The 17,461-nt window shown below is 55.3% G+C and carries 12 protein-coding genes; 3 read left to right on the top strand and 9 right to left on the bottom strand.

Annotated elements, in window-relative coordinates; translation table 11 throughout:
- The first annotated feature begins 28 nt into the window (after positions 1-28).
- Together CA54_RS14100 and CA54_RS14095 are read left to right on the top strand one after the other, a co-directional pair.
- The gene (locus tag CA54_RS14100; RefSeq protein ID WP_146371369.1) at positions 29-1,321 is read left to right on the top strand and encodes a Gfo/Idh/MocA family protein; all 1,293 of its coding nucleotides are present in this window, start codon (positions 29-31) and stop codon (positions 1,319-1,321) included.
- 78 nt (positions 1,322-1,399) lie between these two features.
- The gene (locus CA54_RS14095; RefSeq protein ID WP_146371368.1) at positions 1,400-1,858 is read left to right on the top strand and encodes a universal stress protein; all 459 of its coding nucleotides are present in this window, start codon (positions 1,400-1,402) and stop codon (positions 1,856-1,858) included.
- Between the two features lie 222 nt (positions 1,859-2,080).
- On the opposite strand, the gene CA54_RS14090 is transcribed toward CA54_RS14095, so the two are convergent.
- The 6 genes from CA54_RS14090 to CA54_RS14065 form a co-directional block, all read right to left on the bottom strand.
- A complete protein-coding gene (locus CA54_RS14090) occupies positions 2,081-2,434 on the bottom strand; it encodes a carboxypeptidase-like regulatory domain-containing protein (protein WP_146371367.1) in 354 nt (117 codons plus the stop codon).
- A 301-nt stretch (positions 2,435-2,735) separates the two neighbouring features.
- Positions 2,736-3,818, bottom strand: coding sequence for a DUF1559 domain-containing protein (locus CA54_RS14085; protein ID WP_146372393.1), 1,083 nt, complete (start codon positions 3,816-3,818; stop codon positions 2,736-2,738).
- A 215-nt stretch (positions 3,819-4,033) separates the two neighbouring features.
- Positions 4,034-4,921, bottom strand: coding sequence for an alpha/beta fold hydrolase (locus CA54_RS14080; protein WP_146371366.1), 888 nt, complete (start codon positions 4,919-4,921; stop codon positions 4,034-4,036).
- Between the two features lie 114 nt (positions 4,922-5,035).
- Entirely contained in the window at positions 5,036-6,163 is a 1,128-nt protein-coding gene (locus CA54_RS14075; RefSeq protein ID WP_146371365.1) for a M12 family metallo-peptidase, read from the bottom strand.
- Between the two features lie 125 nt (positions 6,164-6,288).
- Complete coding sequence (locus tag CA54_RS14070; RefSeq protein ID WP_197532458.1) at positions 6,289-7,332, bottom strand: glycoside hydrolase family 130 protein; 1,044 nt, start codon at positions 7,330-7,332, stop codon at positions 6,289-6,291.
- Positions 7,333-7,750: 418 nt separating this feature from the next.
- On the bottom strand, positions 7,751-11,476 hold the full coding sequence (locus tag CA54_RS14065; protein WP_146371363.1) for a PVC-type heme-binding CxxCH protein: 3,726 nt from the start codon (positions 11,474-11,476) through the stop codon (positions 7,751-7,753).
- A gap of 250 nt (positions 11,477-11,726) precedes the next feature.
- Here CA54_RS14065 and CA54_RS14060 point away from each other — a divergent pair, with 250 nt between their 5' ends.
- A complete protein-coding gene (locus tag CA54_RS14060; protein ID WP_146371362.1) occupies positions 11,727-12,842 on the top strand; it encodes an acyltransferase family protein in 1,116 nt (371 codons plus the stop codon).
- Positions 12,843-13,107: 265 nt separating this feature from the next.
- On the opposite strand, the gene CA54_RS14055 is transcribed toward CA54_RS14060, so the two are convergent.
- From CA54_RS14055 to ribD, 3 genes are all read right to left on the bottom strand, one after another.
- On the bottom strand, positions 13,108-14,343 hold the full coding sequence (locus CA54_RS14055; protein WP_146371361.1) for an amidohydrolase family protein: 1,236 nt from the start codon (positions 14,341-14,343) through the stop codon (positions 13,108-13,110).
- A gap of 220 nt (positions 14,344-14,563) precedes the next feature.
- Positions 14,564-16,216, bottom strand: coding sequence for an FAD-dependent oxidoreductase (locus tag CA54_RS14050; protein ID WP_146371360.1), 1,653 nt, complete (start codon positions 16,214-16,216; stop codon positions 14,564-14,566).
- Between the two features lie 111 nt (positions 16,217-16,327).
- Complete coding sequence (ribD, locus tag CA54_RS14045; RefSeq protein WP_146371359.1) at positions 16,328-17,452, bottom strand: bifunctional diaminohydroxyphosphoribosylaminopyrimidine deaminase/5-amino-6-(5-phosphoribosylamino)uracil reductase RibD; 1,125 nt, start codon at positions 17,450-17,452, stop codon at positions 16,328-16,330.
- Positions 17,453-17,461: the final 9 nt, after the last annotated feature.

Below are 17,461 nucleotides of genomic sequence, written 5' to 3'. Positions count from 1 at the left end.
CGCAACCACGACCCAGGAGTATTTCGTTATGGCCGATGCTCTCAACCGGCGTTCTTTTCTCAATCAATCCGCTCTCACGGGAGCGGCCATCGGCGTCGCGGCATCGACGGGAACAAGCTTCGCTGCAAATGCCGCCTCTGCTAAGGTCGTCGTCGGCGTCATGGGCATGAGTCGCGGTCGTTCATTGGCACAATCGTTCACCAAGCAGTCCGGCTGCGAAGTCAAGTATGTGTGCGACGTCGATAAGACGCGCGCTGAAGCCGCTGTCGGAGCCGTCGAAAAGGCAGGCGGACCGACTCCGCAGGCAATCGGCGATTTTCGCCAGATTCTTGACGACAACGAGGTCGACGCTCTGGTCTGTGCCGCACCGAACCACTGGCATGCCCCAGCAACCATCTTGGCCTGTGCCGCCGGCAAGCACGTCTATGTCGAAAAACCGTGTAGTCACAATCCTCGCGAAGGGGAGATGATGATCGAAGCGGCACGGAAACATAATCGCGCCGTACAAATGGGAACACAGCGCCGCAGTTCTGATGGGATCATCGAAGGGATCGCAAAGTTACACGAAGGGGCCATCGGCAGGGTCTATTGTGCCCGCAGTTGGTACGCCAGTGCTCGCGGAGAAACCGGAAAAACAATCCCCGCCGAAGTCCCCGCTGAGTTGAATTATGACCTCTGGCAAGGCCCCGCACCGCGGATTCCGTATGCGGAAAACCGTGTCCCTTACAAATGGCATTGGTTTTGGCATTGGGGCAATGGAGAATTGGGCAACAACGGCGTGCATGCCCTGGACCTTTGCCGATGGGGGTTGGGAGTCGACTACCCCATTCGCGTGACATCGACCGGTGGTCGGTATGTGTTCAATGACGATCAACAAACCCCCGACACCTCCTCAGTGGCTTTGGAATTCGACAACAAGCAACTGATCACCTGGGATGGACTGAGTTGCAATCGACACAACAACGTCGACGATTTCGCCACTTTTTATGGCGAGAACGGTACGCTCTCCATCAAGAGTGGCGGCGGGTATATCCAATACGACAACAAAGACAAGGTGGTCAAAGAGGTCGGCGGCAACCGAGGGGACAATGAACATATCCTCAATTTCCTCGCGGCGATTCGTAACGACACACCGTTGGCCCTCAATGCGGAAATTGAAGAGGGACACAAGAGCACCTTGCTGTGTCATCTCGGCAATATCGCCCAGCGGACCGGCCGGGCAATGACCTGCCGCAACAACGACGGACACATCGTGGGCGACGACAAAGCCATGGAACTCTGGTCGCGAGAATATGATCCGCAATGGGAACCGAAAGTTTGACGCTGTTTTGTGGCAGCGTGATCCAAACCGCGAGAACGCGTGCCGAAATTGCGTGATGCCCAAGGCTGGGGAATCAGGATGATCAACCTAAAGAAAATATTACTGCCGACGGATTTCAGCGAGAACAGCGAACACGCACTGCAATATGCGCGCGAGTTTACAGAACTGTTTGATGCCGAATTGCATATCATCCATGTCTCGCACCAAATGTCGCTAGAGCATGGCATGAGTTTTCTGCCGCCGGGCGATTTGATGTTGGATATGCAGCCCGCGGCAAAACGTAAATTGCATAAAATCGCGACCGACGACTGGGCTGCGGGACGGACGATTGTCCGCGAAATGCGCGAAGGTCGCCCGTTTGTCGAGATCATTCGTTATGCCGACGAAGTCGATATCGATCTCATCATCATGGGAACACACGGTTGGGGGCCGATTTCGCACTTGCTAGTCGGTAGCGTAGCGGAGCGGGTCGTCCAAAAGGCGCACTGCCCCGTCATGACTATTCGGCCTGCTGGGCATGAATTCATCATGCCCTAACCACAGCCTTGCTGTATTTCACTACAGTCGCTGCGCATCCTGCTTGCCGCGCGGGCCTATTGAGATTTTTCGAAAAAAACTCCGGAGGCGACTACGCTCCGGAGTTTTGGCTGCTTTACATATCTGGACTTTACACGGCTAAGTCACCAGCCGTCGATCGCGAAACAACACTTGTAGATCTCGTCTGTACTCGACTAATCGTGTCCTGCTCAGCGTATCAATTCAGGGACGCGTCAATGCAATGATGCCCATGTCGATCGGTTCGCCACCCTCGGGAACGACTAACGTGAATTCCGACTTCTTGGGATTGGTATATTTCTTCTTGAAGAGATCCGGCTTGTCACTCGCTCTTTGGAACGGTTGGTTGGGGCCGCTATGGTCGATAAACGTCAGCGTGTAATTACCGGCGGTAAGTCCGTCGTCTTTGCGATAGCTCCATGCTTGGAATTTACCGTCCGCATCCGTAGTGGCTTTGGGAAAGATTCGGTGACTGGTTGCCTTTTCTTCAGCATGGAAACTGATCTCGATGCCGGCCAGTGGTGCCCCGTCCACATGAACGATGCCGGTGACTGGCACGACTTCTTTCTCGTTTTCCGGCGTTCGTGCACTGGAACAACCCGTGGTTAGTAAGCACAAAACTGCAACAGTACTAAATAGTCTCAACGGTCCAAACGGCACCGATTCCATCTTGTTCACGATTTCTTGATCTCCCGAGGTGGTCGACGGACACAGTGAATTCATTCGCTGGCCGTCAAATAAAAAGGCAAGAAACAACGCACGCTTTTGATTCGGCGGGCCAAACTCTCGATAGAAAAGAAAAGCCCAACCGTGAAAGAGTCACGGTTGGTCTTATTCTCAGTAGCAATGCAGAGAACCATTATTGATTCACGATTTCGCCACCGGCACGGGTATTCTGAGCAGCCCACACAGTGGTGTCGATGCTCTCACTGGTGGATTGGACTGAACCATCACCCAGCAAAGTGAGTGTCGCCCCGGTGTGGAACGAATAAGGTCCAGCAACGTCCGACTGTGCATCGACGGCGTTGGTGCAGTTGATCACACACGGTCCACTGTTTTGCACACCATTATCGATGAGACCAAACGAATTAAACGGGGTCCCGGTGGCAAAGGCAGATCCCGTAAAGGCGCTGACCCAAATCCCACCGTTACTGCCGACACTCGAGTTGGCAAACGTATCGGCCTTACCGTCGGTATAACCTTGTTCGCGATTTGCGTGTTCGTGAACGAAGTACGTATTGGAAGTTCCGTCGACCATGTCACGAATCCGGTTACCGTCATTGTTGTTGATAGCAACCATCGGTCCGGCTCCGACGTCAACAAGGTACAAAGCGCCGCGGATTGCTCCTGCGGTGTTGGCCCCCGGGTAGAGCGCCTGATGATTTGCCTCAACGTCGCCGTCGAGGTCAATGATCGTAATGTAGTCGCAAACGCCGCCCGTTTGAGTATTCGTTGAGGGAATACCAACAGCCGGAATGGGCGGATTGGAGGGACCACCGCCGGTGAGCACGTTGGCAGAATGCGGCGCTGACGGGCAGATGAAGCCCGGTATTGCCGTGGATTGGGCCACGAGACTACCAGCAGCGGCAGCATCTACGTCATCCAGGACACCGCCAGCAGCTTTGACTGCTTTGTAAACGTTGCCTTGATCGATGTAAGGCAACAAAGCGGCAGGCCAAGTCATTGATCCGGGCAAAGGAGTCACGGTCCCTGCGGTTAGGTCGGCATTCGAAAGGTAGGTCTGCGGGAAGGTCAAATAGACATCGTGGTAATTGTGAAATGCCAGACCGATCTGCTTCAGATTGTTGCGACACTGCGTTCGGCGAGCGGCTTCGCGCGCTTGCTGTACGGCGGGCAACAATAAAGCGATCAGAATCGCAATAATCGCAATGACGACCAACAACTCAATCAGTGTAAAACCAGATCTACGTCGCGTTGCCATGGGCAAACTCCTTCATGCAATATGACGGAAACGGGAGAAAAATGAATAGCGTGAATACGCACAGAACTGCAGAGTAACAACCGACCAGTCGGTTGGTTTTCTAAAAGATGGGAAGAGGCACATCTTGCAGGATGTTCATTTTAGGGGCGTTTGTCAAGGAAAACCCTAATATGACTTCCAGTTTTTGAGAAAATCATACAAAGATTCCAAGAACTCTACTCCTCAGTCAACCATGCGTGCATTCGCTTGGTGACTAGATCAGGCTTGTCTTGTTGGATGAAATGCCCCGCGCCTGGGACCGTGATCAAGGTGAGGTCCTTGTCGACCCATTGCCAGGTGTCATTCAGCGCCCCTGGCAACAACGCCCAATCATCCAGGCCATGAAACATCAGCACCGGGCTTTGAATCTTGGGGTAGGTCCGTTCGCTGTCGTCGTACGGTGCGCGGGGGTAGTTGGCCTTATAATAATTCAACATACCTTCAATCGAGGAACGCTGAAATGCGGAGACGTACTTCTTGCGGTCTTCAGGATCCTTGACCCATGCGGCCAGCGCTTCGGGGGTCAGCGCAGCGGCGGCACCCCGCTTTTGAAAGTTCCGGGCGTATGCGCTGCTCTTGTGCTGGTCGGGATTGTCGCGCAATTCGCGCATCAGTCCTTGGGGGTGCGGCAAGTTGAGGATCACCAATTTATCTAGCATCTCAGGATGGGTCATGGCAAACATCCATGCCACCATTCCGCCCCAGTCGTGCCCCACCACGATTGCCTTCTCTTTTCCTAAATGTTCGATGACCGCGCGGACATCGCCGACGAGTTTGTCGGCCGTGTAATTCTCGACACCCTCAGGCTGATCGCTCTTGTTGTAGCCTCGTTGATCGATGGCCACGACTTGAAAGTCTTGAGCCAAGACCGGCATCTGTTTCCGCCATGTATACCAGTAGTCGGGAAACCCATGGATCATTACAACCAACGGCCCTTTGCCCATGGTGACATAATGGATTTTGACTCCGTCGGAATCCGCATAGCCATCTTCGCCGAACTCCGCCCCCTGTGCCGTCAATGAAATCCCCATCAAAACCAAGACTCCTCCCAGGAAGTTCTTCATAACTGCTGTTTCCTATTCGCTGTGAATGCTGAGAGGGACAATCAATAGTGATCATCCGCAGGTACTGACTTTGTGACGCCCTTCACACGGCGGCATGCCGTCCGGTCCGTGTGACTATTTCGGAACCGTACTCGATTTCGGTGCGGACGGTTTACCCGGTGTCCCCGCACCAAGCAATTGCAACATACGCACGGTAGCCGGTTCGTCGGGCGTGATCTTAATGATTTCGCGGTAAATCGATTGTAGCTGTTGCCTTGTTTTCGGTGTCAGTTCGTGCAAATAGCGGACGTTGTGTTCGCGGATTTCGTCGCCGACCAAGCACATGACCAGCGTATTGACCGGATCAAAGCCTAGCCGAAATGACCGCAAGTTCGCCTTGCCGTCATTCAATTGGGGCCGCATGGCCGAATCTTTTTCCGGACTGTGCGTCGCTCCTAGATAGTGTCCCAACTCGTGTAGCAGGACTTCCAGTCGTTCTGCTTCGCCCATGTTTTTTGACCATTCCCGAATGAGGATATGCTGCCGCAGCGGCGCGAAGGTCCCTCCTAACCGAGTTCGCTGCTGCAGGATGCGGCGCTGGCTGCTAAAGCCGATCGCCAAAGCCGCCGGTTCAACGCGAGATTCCCGCTCGAATTCGGCCAACATTTTTGTAAACTGTCGCACCTCGTTATTGGAATCCCAGGTATCGACGCCCACGACTTCGAACCGCACACGGCAATGTTGCTCGAAGATTTTAGAGGCCCGCTCCAGCCGCGCACGGAGACGCGCCTCCCAGAGCTTACGCACAAACGGCTCTTCATCGTCCACAAATAGTTTCACCGGAATCGTGCAGATCTTCGTATTCGGAGGATCGCTATCATTTTTAGGCGGCGCCGTATCCTGCCGTTTCGAGTCCGTGTCATCCACAACGGCCTTGTTTGCCACGTCCGCGGCAAACCCAATGCGATTCAGTTCCAGTAGTTCCTGATCGCGTTGGTGAAAAAAACAAACGCTATTCGGTTCCACCTGCAAAATCTGAGAGGCGTCCTCAGAACCGAATTGGATTTCCACCGCCGCTGTTACGGGAATCGAGACCAACTCCTTCACCGGAATTGTGTAAGACGACTTCTGTCCGGCTTGGTGTTTGACCTGGAACGAGACTGCTTCGCTCGTGCGATTCGTCAATACGATGACGTCGGCAAATAGCGGCGCGGGGAGACATCCGGCGATGAGGCAAGTGATAATTGCGTACTTGGAATTCATAAACCGGATCTCGCCTAGATGCTAAGCCAGGGCATGGATCCGCTTGATCGATCAATCCCCCTCTGACTCCATTCTACGGCGCCGCTCCGCGCATGCAATCAGAAACTGTCAGAGCGGGCGGCAATCTATTGCGCCGGCGCGATCCCCTGCCAGCGTGCTGTGCCAATAGCAAAGTATTTGTGGCGAAACGGTGGTTTTTGGCGACTGGCATACCAGATCCGCCAACTCCCATCGGGTAATTGCCGTATCGATTGGCTGGTCGTGTAGTGCGATTCCCATTCGCGCGAAGGATCGGGACGGAAGACAGGGTTGTGCGGATTCTTCTCCCAGTTGATGCCGTCGCTGCTCACCGCAAAACCGATCGCGGTCTTCCCCTCGAAGGCGGACCAATAACTACCGTACCACATCAAGTACAAATCGCCCGACTTGATCACGGTCGGATAGAACAACCGCCCTTGTTCCCATTTTTGCCCAATTCGCAGCACCGCCTCTTTGGTCTCTTTCCACTCTTGGCCGTCGTTGCTTTGCGCATGCCGAATTTTCCAAGGTTCCGCGGAGACGTCGGTGTACCACATCTGATAGGTATCGTCGATCTTCAGGATCGTGGGGGCATAAACGCCGCTCAGTTGTGGATCGCTGGGGGGCGACCACTGGATGCCGTCGTGACTTTGGGTTTCGTGCAAATTGTGTACGCTCTTTCCAAATAGATGACTGGCGCTAAACCACATCCGCAATTTTCCGTCTTCGCGGAGTACCGAACCATCTGCATAGCGCAAGAGCGTCGGTGTGAGTATCGAGGATTCGCCGTCGCCGAATTCAAAGACAGGATTGCCAGGATGTTTTTCAAAGGTGCGGCCATCTTTGGAGCTGGCCAGCCCCAATCGGAAAACCCGTTTGGAGACCTTGCCCTGCGATCCGGCATACCACATGCGGTACTGCCCCTCCTCCAGCGCGACGCATGGTGCGAAGACATGCATGTCGTCAAACGCGTCTTGTTCGCCAAGTTCGATGATCGGCCCCTTGGTATCGCGTTCCCACTCCTGTGGTTGCAGCCAGGGGGCGAATTCCGGCGGGTCGGCTGGTTCATAGGCCGAGACGAACGAAGAATTTGCCAACACAATCCACAAAACGGCCAGCCAACTGCACGACCGTGAAACGATCAGCAACATGGGAGAACTCCCGATGTAAAGAGATGTGGCGGAACTCGGCGTCTGAAAACAGGCAACAGGATATCCAGACCGTGGTGAATGTCGCATCAACTATTGAGACGGTTCACATCACCGCGGATTGAACACAGATCAAAAATGGATTTGAAACCGTGACCCGGCAGACCTCCCTACTGACTGCTTGCAGTCAGGGGCGGTAGGGCAGACCGAACACGGCACGACCGAGACATCGAGCGCTGACGTGACGAACCATCAAATATGCCAGCTAGTTGTACGAGAAATGAAATGTTGAACAGCAAGTCATTTAGAAATGACTCCGTGACATTAACGATACAAAGTTTTTCTCAGTGTTCAATCTGTGTTTTCTCGGTGGCCCAAAAATCCGTCCAATTCCCCTGATGGAAAGCGAGAAAAAGCAGACTCACTTCGCAGCCGGTTCAGGAAATTTGGGTTCGCGGTTGAAGCGGATATCGCGGGGGCCGAGAATTTTCATATAGAACTGATGCGCGCCCCCTTCGTTGACGATTTTCGCCAAGATCGGATTCCAACCTTGTTTGAGGCGAATGCTGACTTTGTCCTGGTCCGGGCGTGCCGTGCGGCCGGCCGTTTGCTTGTGAACCAATTTTCCGTTGAGCCAAACGCGACATTGGTCATTCGATCCGACCGAGAGGACCGCGTCTTGATCCTGAGGGGAATGCACATAGGTCAACGCATAGGCCGAGACGTCCGCTTGCGCGCCAAAGATAGCCCCCAAATCCAATAAGCCGCTGGCCGAGACGAGTGTCGACCGCCATGGAAGTGGATTGCCTTCGGCATCGTTCACCGGTTGCTGGGGATCGGGATTTTGCTCCGGCGGATAGGCCGTTTCCAATTCGCCCGGATACAACCCGGCGACCCACCAATGAAAATTGCGTGTCCGCAATGTTTCTTGCGCGTCGCGATCTTTGAGAAACGCGACGAGGTCGATGAATTCTTGATAGTTCAGCAGAGCGATCACGTTGTCCGGCATCAAGCTTTTTTCATCCGGCTCTAAAAACTCGATGTCGGTTTTAGCGATGCGCGTCTCCTTGCCCTGCGCATCACGGATCACGACTTCTTGGTCGTTGTCCAGCACTTTTAACCCGGTATGCACGCGGCCTTGTGCTGTTTCGACGATGAACTTTTGATAGCCCTCTTTGATTTCCTTGGACGGGTCGATCATCGATTCCATAATCTTGGGGATCGAGTGCGTTTCCCAGATCTTGGTCAGATCAGGCCCGGTGTTTCCGCCGACCCCTTCCAACGAGTGGCAACCGACGCAACTGACCTTATTTTTGTCCAAAAATACTCCCATACCGTTTTGCGGACGGCCGACGGTGGCCACCATCTCTTCGACGCGTTTGACCTCTTGGGGGTCCAACGACAACGCCAAGCCGCCCGCAAGCACGCGTTTGAGGACAGCGGCAACTTGCGGGTCCTTGTCCGCATGTTTGCGGAGTGCTTCGGAGACCACTGGCAACAAACTGACCGGCAGACGTCGGTCCGCATACAGCGTCCCGGCAAACTTTGCCCGTTCCGGGGTACTCCCCAACACGCGGATCGCAGCCGCTTGATAGGCCACATCTTTGGTGGTGGCGATGGTTTCGCTGGAGACCGCCAAAGCACGGCGGAAATCGACTTCGGTGAGCGCCTCCAACGCATCGGCGCGAAGCGGACCTTCTTTTTCGGTCCATTCCACCAGCAGGCCGATCGTTTCATTGGCGCGCAGCGCGCCGAAGGTTTTCAGGATTTCCCGTTTTTCTTCCAGCGATGTTTGTTCGGACTTCAAATTGGCCGCCAGCGCATCGATGGCGGCGATCAGCCCCAGATCACGAATGCTTTGCATCACCGTCAGCCGTACGTCTGCTTCGTCGGAGTTGATTAGCTTGAGAATCATCGCCTGCAGTCGCTCCGGCGCAACACCCCCGACCAGCGAAACCGCATTGAGGCCCGCCAGAGTTTCGTCAACGCCGGCGGCCGGATGTTGCTCCAGCCAGTTGGCAACAGCATCGCCTGTGATGGGCGGATTGAGTTGATAGTTGCGGTAGGATGCGAACAGGCGGATGCGTTGCTCACTCGTCAGTTTATCGGAGTGTTCAATGGCGATGGCCAACTCATGGGCGGCCTCGCGTGTCCGTAGCGCTTCGAAGACCCGGACAGCTGTTTCCCGCGCTGCTGGATCATCGGACTGCAACCAGCCTGTGAACTTAGAAATCCCCGCTCGACCAGTATGCTCCAACGCACGAATCAATCCGTCGCGGTAATAGACATCGTTTGCGTCCTCGTGATACAAGGCATTGGCAATCAACGGGGCAACGCGGGCACCGTAAATTTTGGCCAGTGCCAGTGCCGTTTGCCGTTTGACCGCCAAATCGGTCTCGGTACGGAATTGTAATTCCAACCCACGAGAGACGGTCGTATCGGCCGGCAAATACCCATGTTGCGGCGTTTGGCCCTCCGGCGCATATCGCAAGTGATTACCCAATCCGTCGGCCGCCAACCGGCGGATGTTCGCATCTTTATGCTGCAGCGCCGTCACCAGCGCGGCTTGTACGCTTGCGTCCCAAAATCGCTGCATGCCTCCCAACGCGTGCAGTTTGGCATGAATCGGTGCTTTTTCGTCGGCAAGGATTTTCAAAAACGTCGCACGGTGTTTCTCACCGCGTTTGACAAGTTCGTCCGTCGCGCGGCTGCGTTGTTCGAAATCGCCGGTTTTTAGAATTTCGACCAACTGCGCATCATCGGCCGCTGCCAGCTTGGCCCAACTGTCGGCCGGCTGAAGTGGAATGGCCGGCATCTCGTCGGTGCCGGCCCAACTCAGTCGATACAACCGCCCATGCACGCCGTCTCCCCACAATTTGCCCGCACCGCCGGAGTCCGTCCGCCAGTCGAGCACATAAATCGCGCCGTCCGGTCCCATCGCTGCTTGGCAGGGCCGGAAATAATCGTCGTCCGACTGCATCAGCGTGAATTCTTTTGTGATGCGGAACGTGGCTCCCTGCGGTTCGACGAAATACCCACGCACCGATTTGCGATAGACATCAGGATAAATGAAGACGCCGCGAAACTCTTCGGGAAATGCTGTGCCGGTGTAATGCAACAGCCCGGCCGGCGCACCGCGACCGGTTTTGATCATCGAAGGTAACTTGCCGGGCAACTCGCCATTGACCGCTCCACGTTGAAAGTCGCTGCGACAACATTCGACCTCGGGAAACAACCGCCATCCGTAATCGGCCCCTTCCACCACATGCATGATGCGGACGCCCATGAACTTCGACCCGTCTTCCTGGTCGTTGTCGACATGGAACATGTTGAAGTTTTCATCAAAGACCACGTCGCGGTACGGATTGCGAAATCCGCGAGCAAATTCCGTCAACTGCCGCCCGTCCGGTGTGCTACGGACAACCACGCCGCATCGCATGACATCGACGCGCGTCCCGTCGACCCCTTCGCCGCGATTGTCATTGTCGCCGGAGGTGACATACATCCCCCCGTCGTGGCCAAAAGTCACGCCGGAGATTTGATGATGGTGAAATCCGCAAAATCCACGCAGGACTTCTTCCTGGAGATCGAACGGCCCCTCGGCTTTGGATTGCTTGCGACGAATCACGTGCCCCACCGACGGCAAGTACGTCCAGCCATCATGAAAAGCCACCGACGAGGACAACTCAAGATCATCTAAAACGACCTGCGCCGCATCATATTTGCCGTCGCCGGTTGTGTCTTGGAGCGTTTTCAACACATCGGGCACGTCTTTAGTCATCCGCAAAATGCTTAGTTGTGTGCCATCTTTAAGGGTCACATCGTAGTAGGTTTGCTCGGCCGACTTGCCTTTGACCCATTCCAGTATGTAGAGCGTGCCGTCCGGTCCGAATCGCATGCCGACGGGATTGACGATTTCCGGTTCCGTCGCCACGATCTCGACTTTGATACCCGCTGGCGTTTGATAGCCGGCCAATTCGGGATTCAACGTCCCTTGGTCAATCATCTTGACCCACCCCGGCGCCGGTTTGGGCGGGGCTTGGACATTGTTGTAGTCAAATTCCGCTTCTTGAGCGGTCGCGGCAACGCATGTGAGAATCTGTGTGGCAATAACAAAAAATAAGCAGGTCGCGTAGCGAATAATCACGGGTCGGTCATCTCCTCATTGGTTTCAATGCAGCTGGTCGCGATCGTCAGAATCGTTGATCGCAACCTATTCAGGTTACGTATTTCGCCGCATCGACGCAACAAGACCGCCGTGACTGCGGCTCACACGGTGGTGAGTTTCGCTTAGCATTCGGCGAATTCGCTGGCGGCGGTGGGGCTGGTTTTGCTACCTTGATGATCTCCAGCCGTGATCCCCTTAGAACTGCTGTCCCGTGCGAAAGACCGTGAAGATGCCCGCTGCCTCCCCCAAAGCTGCTGCCGAACAACCCTCTCCACGGCTGATGTCGCTCGATGCCCTTCGCGGTTTCGATATGTTTTGGATCATCGGCGGCGCGGGATTTGTCGAAGCCGTTGCCGCTGCGATGAAACCCGAATGGGGCGAAAAGGTGGCGTTCCTCACCGAACATCCCGAGTGGAATGGGTATACCGCCTACGATCAGATCTTTCCGTTGTTCATGTTCATCGTCGGCGTCGCCATGCCCTTTTCGTTGCTACGGCAACGAGATACGGGAACGCCACCATCGAAACTGTATGCCCGCGTGATACGCCGTGGGCTGTTGCTGGTGCTCTTTGGTGCGATATTTAACGGCATGCTGCTGCTCGACTTTGAAAATCAACGCTATGCCAGCGTGTTGGGCCGCATTGGGTTGAGCTATATGTTTGCCGCATTCATTGCACTGAATACCAATATCCGCGGGCAGGTGATTTGGATCGTCGGCATTTTGATCGGCTATTGGGCGGCGATGCGATTTATCCCCGTCCCCGGCTTCGGTGCCGGTGACTGGACACCGGGGCACACGTTGAGCGGATACATCGACCAAATAATCATGCCGGGCGTGCTCTACAAAGAGGTCCGCGACCCGGAAGGTTTGTTCTCTACAATTCCGGCAATCGCCACGGTGCTCACCGGAGTCTTAGCCGGGCATTGGTTGAAGTTGAGCAAAAAGGAAGGCGAACAGAAAACGATCACGCTCTTTGCCGCCGGCGTCGCCTGTGTTGCCTTGGCTCGATTGTGGAACCCTTGGTTTCCGATCAACAAAAACCTGTGGACCAGTTCGTTTGTGTTGTACACAACCGGCTGGAGTTGTATCGCTTTATCGATTTCGTATTTGTTTGTCGATGTTTGGGGCTGGAAAAAATTGGCCTTTCCCTTCATCGTGATCGGCATGAACGCAATCACGATTTATATGGTCCGCGAATTCGTCGACTTCCCCGCCATCTTTGAGTTGCTCTTCCAGCGAGGCCAACACAAAATCCACCCCGCGATGTGGGCCGGCGGCGAAATTTTTCTGGTCTGGTTGTTCTTGTATGTGCTCTACCGCAACAAAATCTTTTTGCGACTGTAATGCGGAGGGATCGCCAGTCAGCCCAACGATTGAAAAACCCTTTCAGGGTTTGTTTGATGTCGGCTTTCATTCCCAGGGTGGCGCGGCTTTGCCGCTTACCCTGGGCTATGATGTGAAACCCCTTTGGGGTTTTTCGCGGCGGCGTTCCGGGGTGGTGGATTTAACGGGGGGTGATGCGGTCCTCGAAATTCTATGTCGCCGTTTGAAAATCATGCCTGCCGACATCATGCCCGTCGAATACGACAAGTCCTCGGTTTGGAATTGTTTATTTGAGACATTCGCCACGGACGTAGACGGCTTCGATGCTGCCGGGGAAGGTGACTCCCTCGAAGGGGGACCAGCCGCATTTGGTTTTGAGGTCCTCGCGGCGGATGGTTGTGGGGCGGGCGAGATTTAATACCGTCAGTGATGCGACATATCCCGGCTCGATGCGACCGAATTTTAGCGGTGCTGTATAAGGATTCACAAACCGACCTGGGTTCTCCGCACAAAACGCGGCGACCTGCCCGGCGGTAAAACCTTGCTCGGCTATCAACCAGGTGACGAATTCGCCGTAGGTATCCAAGTGTGGCTGCCCGGAAATGCCGGCGGTGTTTTCTTCCAGCGTGTGCGGCGCGTGATCGGTGGCCAGATAATCCAACGTCCCGTCCCGGAGTGCGGCCAGCATCGCCTTGCGGTCGGCAATGTCTCGCAAGGGGGGATTCATTTGCATCCATCCGCGGTTTTCGTCGGTGAGATCAGAAACATCGTAATACAAATGGTGCGGCGTCACTTCGCACGTCACGTCCAACCCCTTGGCACGCGCCGCACGTATCAACGGCAGCCCTTCGCCCACGGAATAATGGCACAGCTTGCCGCGCAGTTCATATTTTTCGATCATCTGTAGCGCAAACCGCGTCGCTGAAAGTTCGCACTCTGCCGGTCGTCGTTGTTCGTGCGTCGCGGCTGATTTGTGTTGTTCGAGCAGTTCGGGATCCTCGCAATGAAAACTCACGCACTGCCCACGATAATGCGCGAGGGTTTCATCCAAATCTGCTAACGTCGAGAAAAATAAATCCCCCACACTCGGCCCCATGTAGGCCTTATACGGCACGGCAAATGACAGCGGCCGCGTCCCGGGACCGATTCCTGCGTAAAGCGTGACTTGTATCGGCACATCGCGCGCCGCCAGATGCTGCTGCTTCGCCCGATATGAAGCATCATCAATCGGCGCTACCGGATTGTTGGGCATATCGGCGACTTGCACGACCCCACCATTCACAGCCGCGGCTGCGGCGGTGCGGAAATCTTCTTTATAGGTTTGCGTCTCACTCTGGTCATCGCGGGCATGAATATGAATATCTCCCATCCCGGCAAAGACATAGCAGTCCTCACCGAATTCCACATCCGGCGTCCCGAGTCGCTCACCAACTTCGACAATCGTGTCGCCTTCAAGTCGGATTTGCCCGGTCCATTCCCGTTCGGGATTCACAAAACGACCGGCGATGATGGTAGATGACATACTGGTGGACCTTTAAGCCGAAAAACTAATGACTTGGTTGTGCGTTAAGCGGCGTCTGGAGTGGGTTTGAAAAAAATAACCACGAAAGGCACGAAATACACGAAAAAAGAAAGGGGTTATTTCTAGTCTTCTTTTTTATCGTTTTCGTGTCTTTCGTTTTTTTCGTGGTTCATCTTTTAGTTTTTGTAGCGAAGCCGCCAGGCGCTCAACTGGCGTGCGTTCACTCTGCTGGAATTTCAAGAACTTGTCCGCGTTTCAGCAATTCTTTTTGCAGTTTTACTGCGGAGACATCTTGCACGGTTAATCCTTCGTCGATCGCCATCACCGCTGCCGTGGCGGTGGATTGGCCGAGGATCATGAAGACCGGTTCCATACGGATGGAGCCGAAGGCGATGTGCGAACTGGAGACGCAGACCGGGACCAACAAATTGTCGCATTGGCCCCGTTTGGGGACCAGCGCGCGATAGGCGATTTGGTACGGTCCGCGGGTGGAACGGCCGATGTCACCTTCGTTTTGCACATGCCCGTCCGGCGTGACGTACCGCTGCACGTTGTGTGAATCCATGCCATACGACCCCATGCCGACCGAATCGGGGATCGGTGGTTTGTTGAGCAGTTCGTTTTCGGTGATCACGAAATCGCCCACCATGCGACGGGCTTCGCGGACATAGATTTGGTGCGGCCAATGACCGTTGTCGACGAATTCGTCTTCCGCCAATCCCCATTGTTGCATCTCCTGTTGAACCTCTTTGGGGACGCGTGGATCGTGGGCGATGAAATACAGCCACCCTTTTTGATAGGTTTCATGCTCGGCGATAATTTCGCGTCGCCGCTCATACGACGCTTCCGGGTAGTCGTAGTTGTAACCGATATTGTCGGTGCTCATCGGGCCGTGGTTGTTGGTGTCGGTTTTGTGATTGGGAATGGGGTCGAATTTGTTAAACGTCTCTCGCCAACCCGCATTGAAAATCCGCACGAGTAGTTCGTATTGCGCCGGGTCGTAACCTTCCGGTTTGGGGAACGGCACCCGGTTTTGCGGATCGTCCGTCAGGCACATGCGGAAGCAGTACGCTTGAATCTTTTTGTCTGCTGCCCCATATTCCCCCGGCGGCTGCGGACTGATCCGCGGGAGCAAGCCGCTCTGTGGATCACCGGGAATGCGGTACGGGCTGATTGGCGTTTTCACCGCACCAAAGTGGTGTTTGTGATGCAGCACGCCGGTTTGCACACCGTTCCACTGCTCGCCATATTGGCTTTTCGCCTCGCGGCCGATGGTATATTCCACGCCGGCGGCCGCCATCAGGTCCCCTTCGTAGGTGGCGTCAATAAACATTTGCCCGTTGTAGGTTTTGCCACTGAGAGTGGTGATCGAAGTGATCTTTGCGCCTTCTTTTTTGACCCCGTTCTCGCGGTCAAGCCATTCATCGCGATGCATCGGGATTTTGTGTTCGCGAATCAGATCTTCAAAGACCGACTCGGCCGCATGGGGTTCAAAAATCCACATGGTACGCTGCGCGCCGTCGACGGCGGGGGTTCCCTGTCCGCGTCCGCCATACTCTTCGCGAGGTTGCCACTTCCAAGCCTCAGGGGTTTGATAATGTTTCCACACACGGTGATAGAACTCACGAGCCAATCCGCCGATGACCGCTTTGTTTCCGGTATCGGTCCAGCCCAGTCCGCCGCTGGACAGTCCGCCTAGATGCTTATCCGGCGAAACCACCACCACCGATTTGCCCGATTGCTTGGCTTCGACGGCGGCTGTGACGGCGGCGGAGGTGCCTCCGTAAATGACCACATCAAATTCAGCTGCCGGCAGCGCCGTTGCTGTGATTCCCGCGAACAACAAGGCAATCACGATAGGTTGAATACGCATAGGGAGACGAATTCTATAAAAGGATGGCTGAGAAACTCTTAGCCGTTGCTGGATGAATAGCAAGCCCATTCTACTACGGTCGTGCGAAATTGCGACGCTAACCGGCGGCATTCAGGCATCGGCTTGGTTCACACGCCCGTGAATATAAACGTCCCCGCCCACGATGGTCATCGACGGTATATTCAGCGACGGCAGAGCAGGGATCTGTTCCAGACCCAGGCCACCAACCGGGGTGATGGCGGAGAGGCCTCCCACAATTTTGGGAGCGACGAACACGTGTACTTCATCGACGAGCTGTTCATCGAACAACGATCCCAGCACGGTTCCGCCCCCTTCGAACAGCACGTTGGTCATCTGCCGCCGCCCCAATTCATCCAACAACTCGCCAAGTGGAACGCCGGTTCCCGCAGGGGAGGCGAATTGGACCACTTCTACGCCCGCAGTTTGTAGTTGTTCCACGCGCTGCGGCGCGGCTTCGTGGCGCGTCGCCAACAGCAAGGGGGCTTCGGAAATGGTCTTGACCAGCTGCGAATTGAGCGGCAGTTCCGCTTGCGAATCAACGACAACGCGGGTCGCGGTGCGCGGGCCGACCGGTCGTGCGGTCAGTAACGGATCATCGCCGGCGACAGTCTTCGCCCCCGCGACAATCGCATCGATTCGTCCTCGCAATTCATGCACAATCGCTCTTGATTCAGGACTGGAAATCCATTGGGAATGCCCGGTCCGCGACGCCAACTTTCCGTCGAGCGTCATGGCCCATTTGGCGTGTACGTACGGCCGACCGGTTGTGAGTAATTTTAAAAACGGGGCGATCAATGCGCGGGCGTCGGTTTCCAGCAACCCCACCTCGACCTCGATCCCCGCTTCGCGCAGCTGCTGCACTCCACGACCAGCTGTGTGCGGCGAGGGATCGAGCATTGCGACAACGACCTTAGCAAATCCCGCATCAATCACCGCTTGGGAGCAGGGGGGTGTTTTCCCGTGATGTGAACACGGTTCTAGCGTGACAAACAATGTTTTCCCGGCGGTGTTCCCGGCGGCTGCGGTGATGGCGTTGACCTCTGCGTGAGGGCCGCCGAATTGTTGGTGGTGTCCTTCACAGATCAGCGTTCCTTGCTCATCAACGATCACCGCCCCGACCTGCGGATTCGGTTCGACCCGCCCGGTCCCCCAGGCGGCGATTTCCAAGGCGCGGCGCATGGCGGCTTCTGCGTCAGAAAATGTTCTAGCTGGCATAGCGATTTC

This window comes from Symmachiella macrocystis, from assembly GCF_007860075.1.
GTDB lineage: Bacteria > Planctomycetota > Planctomycetia > Planctomycetales > Planctomycetaceae > Symmachiella > Symmachiella macrocystis.
Note: the sequence above shows the minus strand (reverse complement) of the source record. Positions and strands in the feature narration are given on the sequence as shown.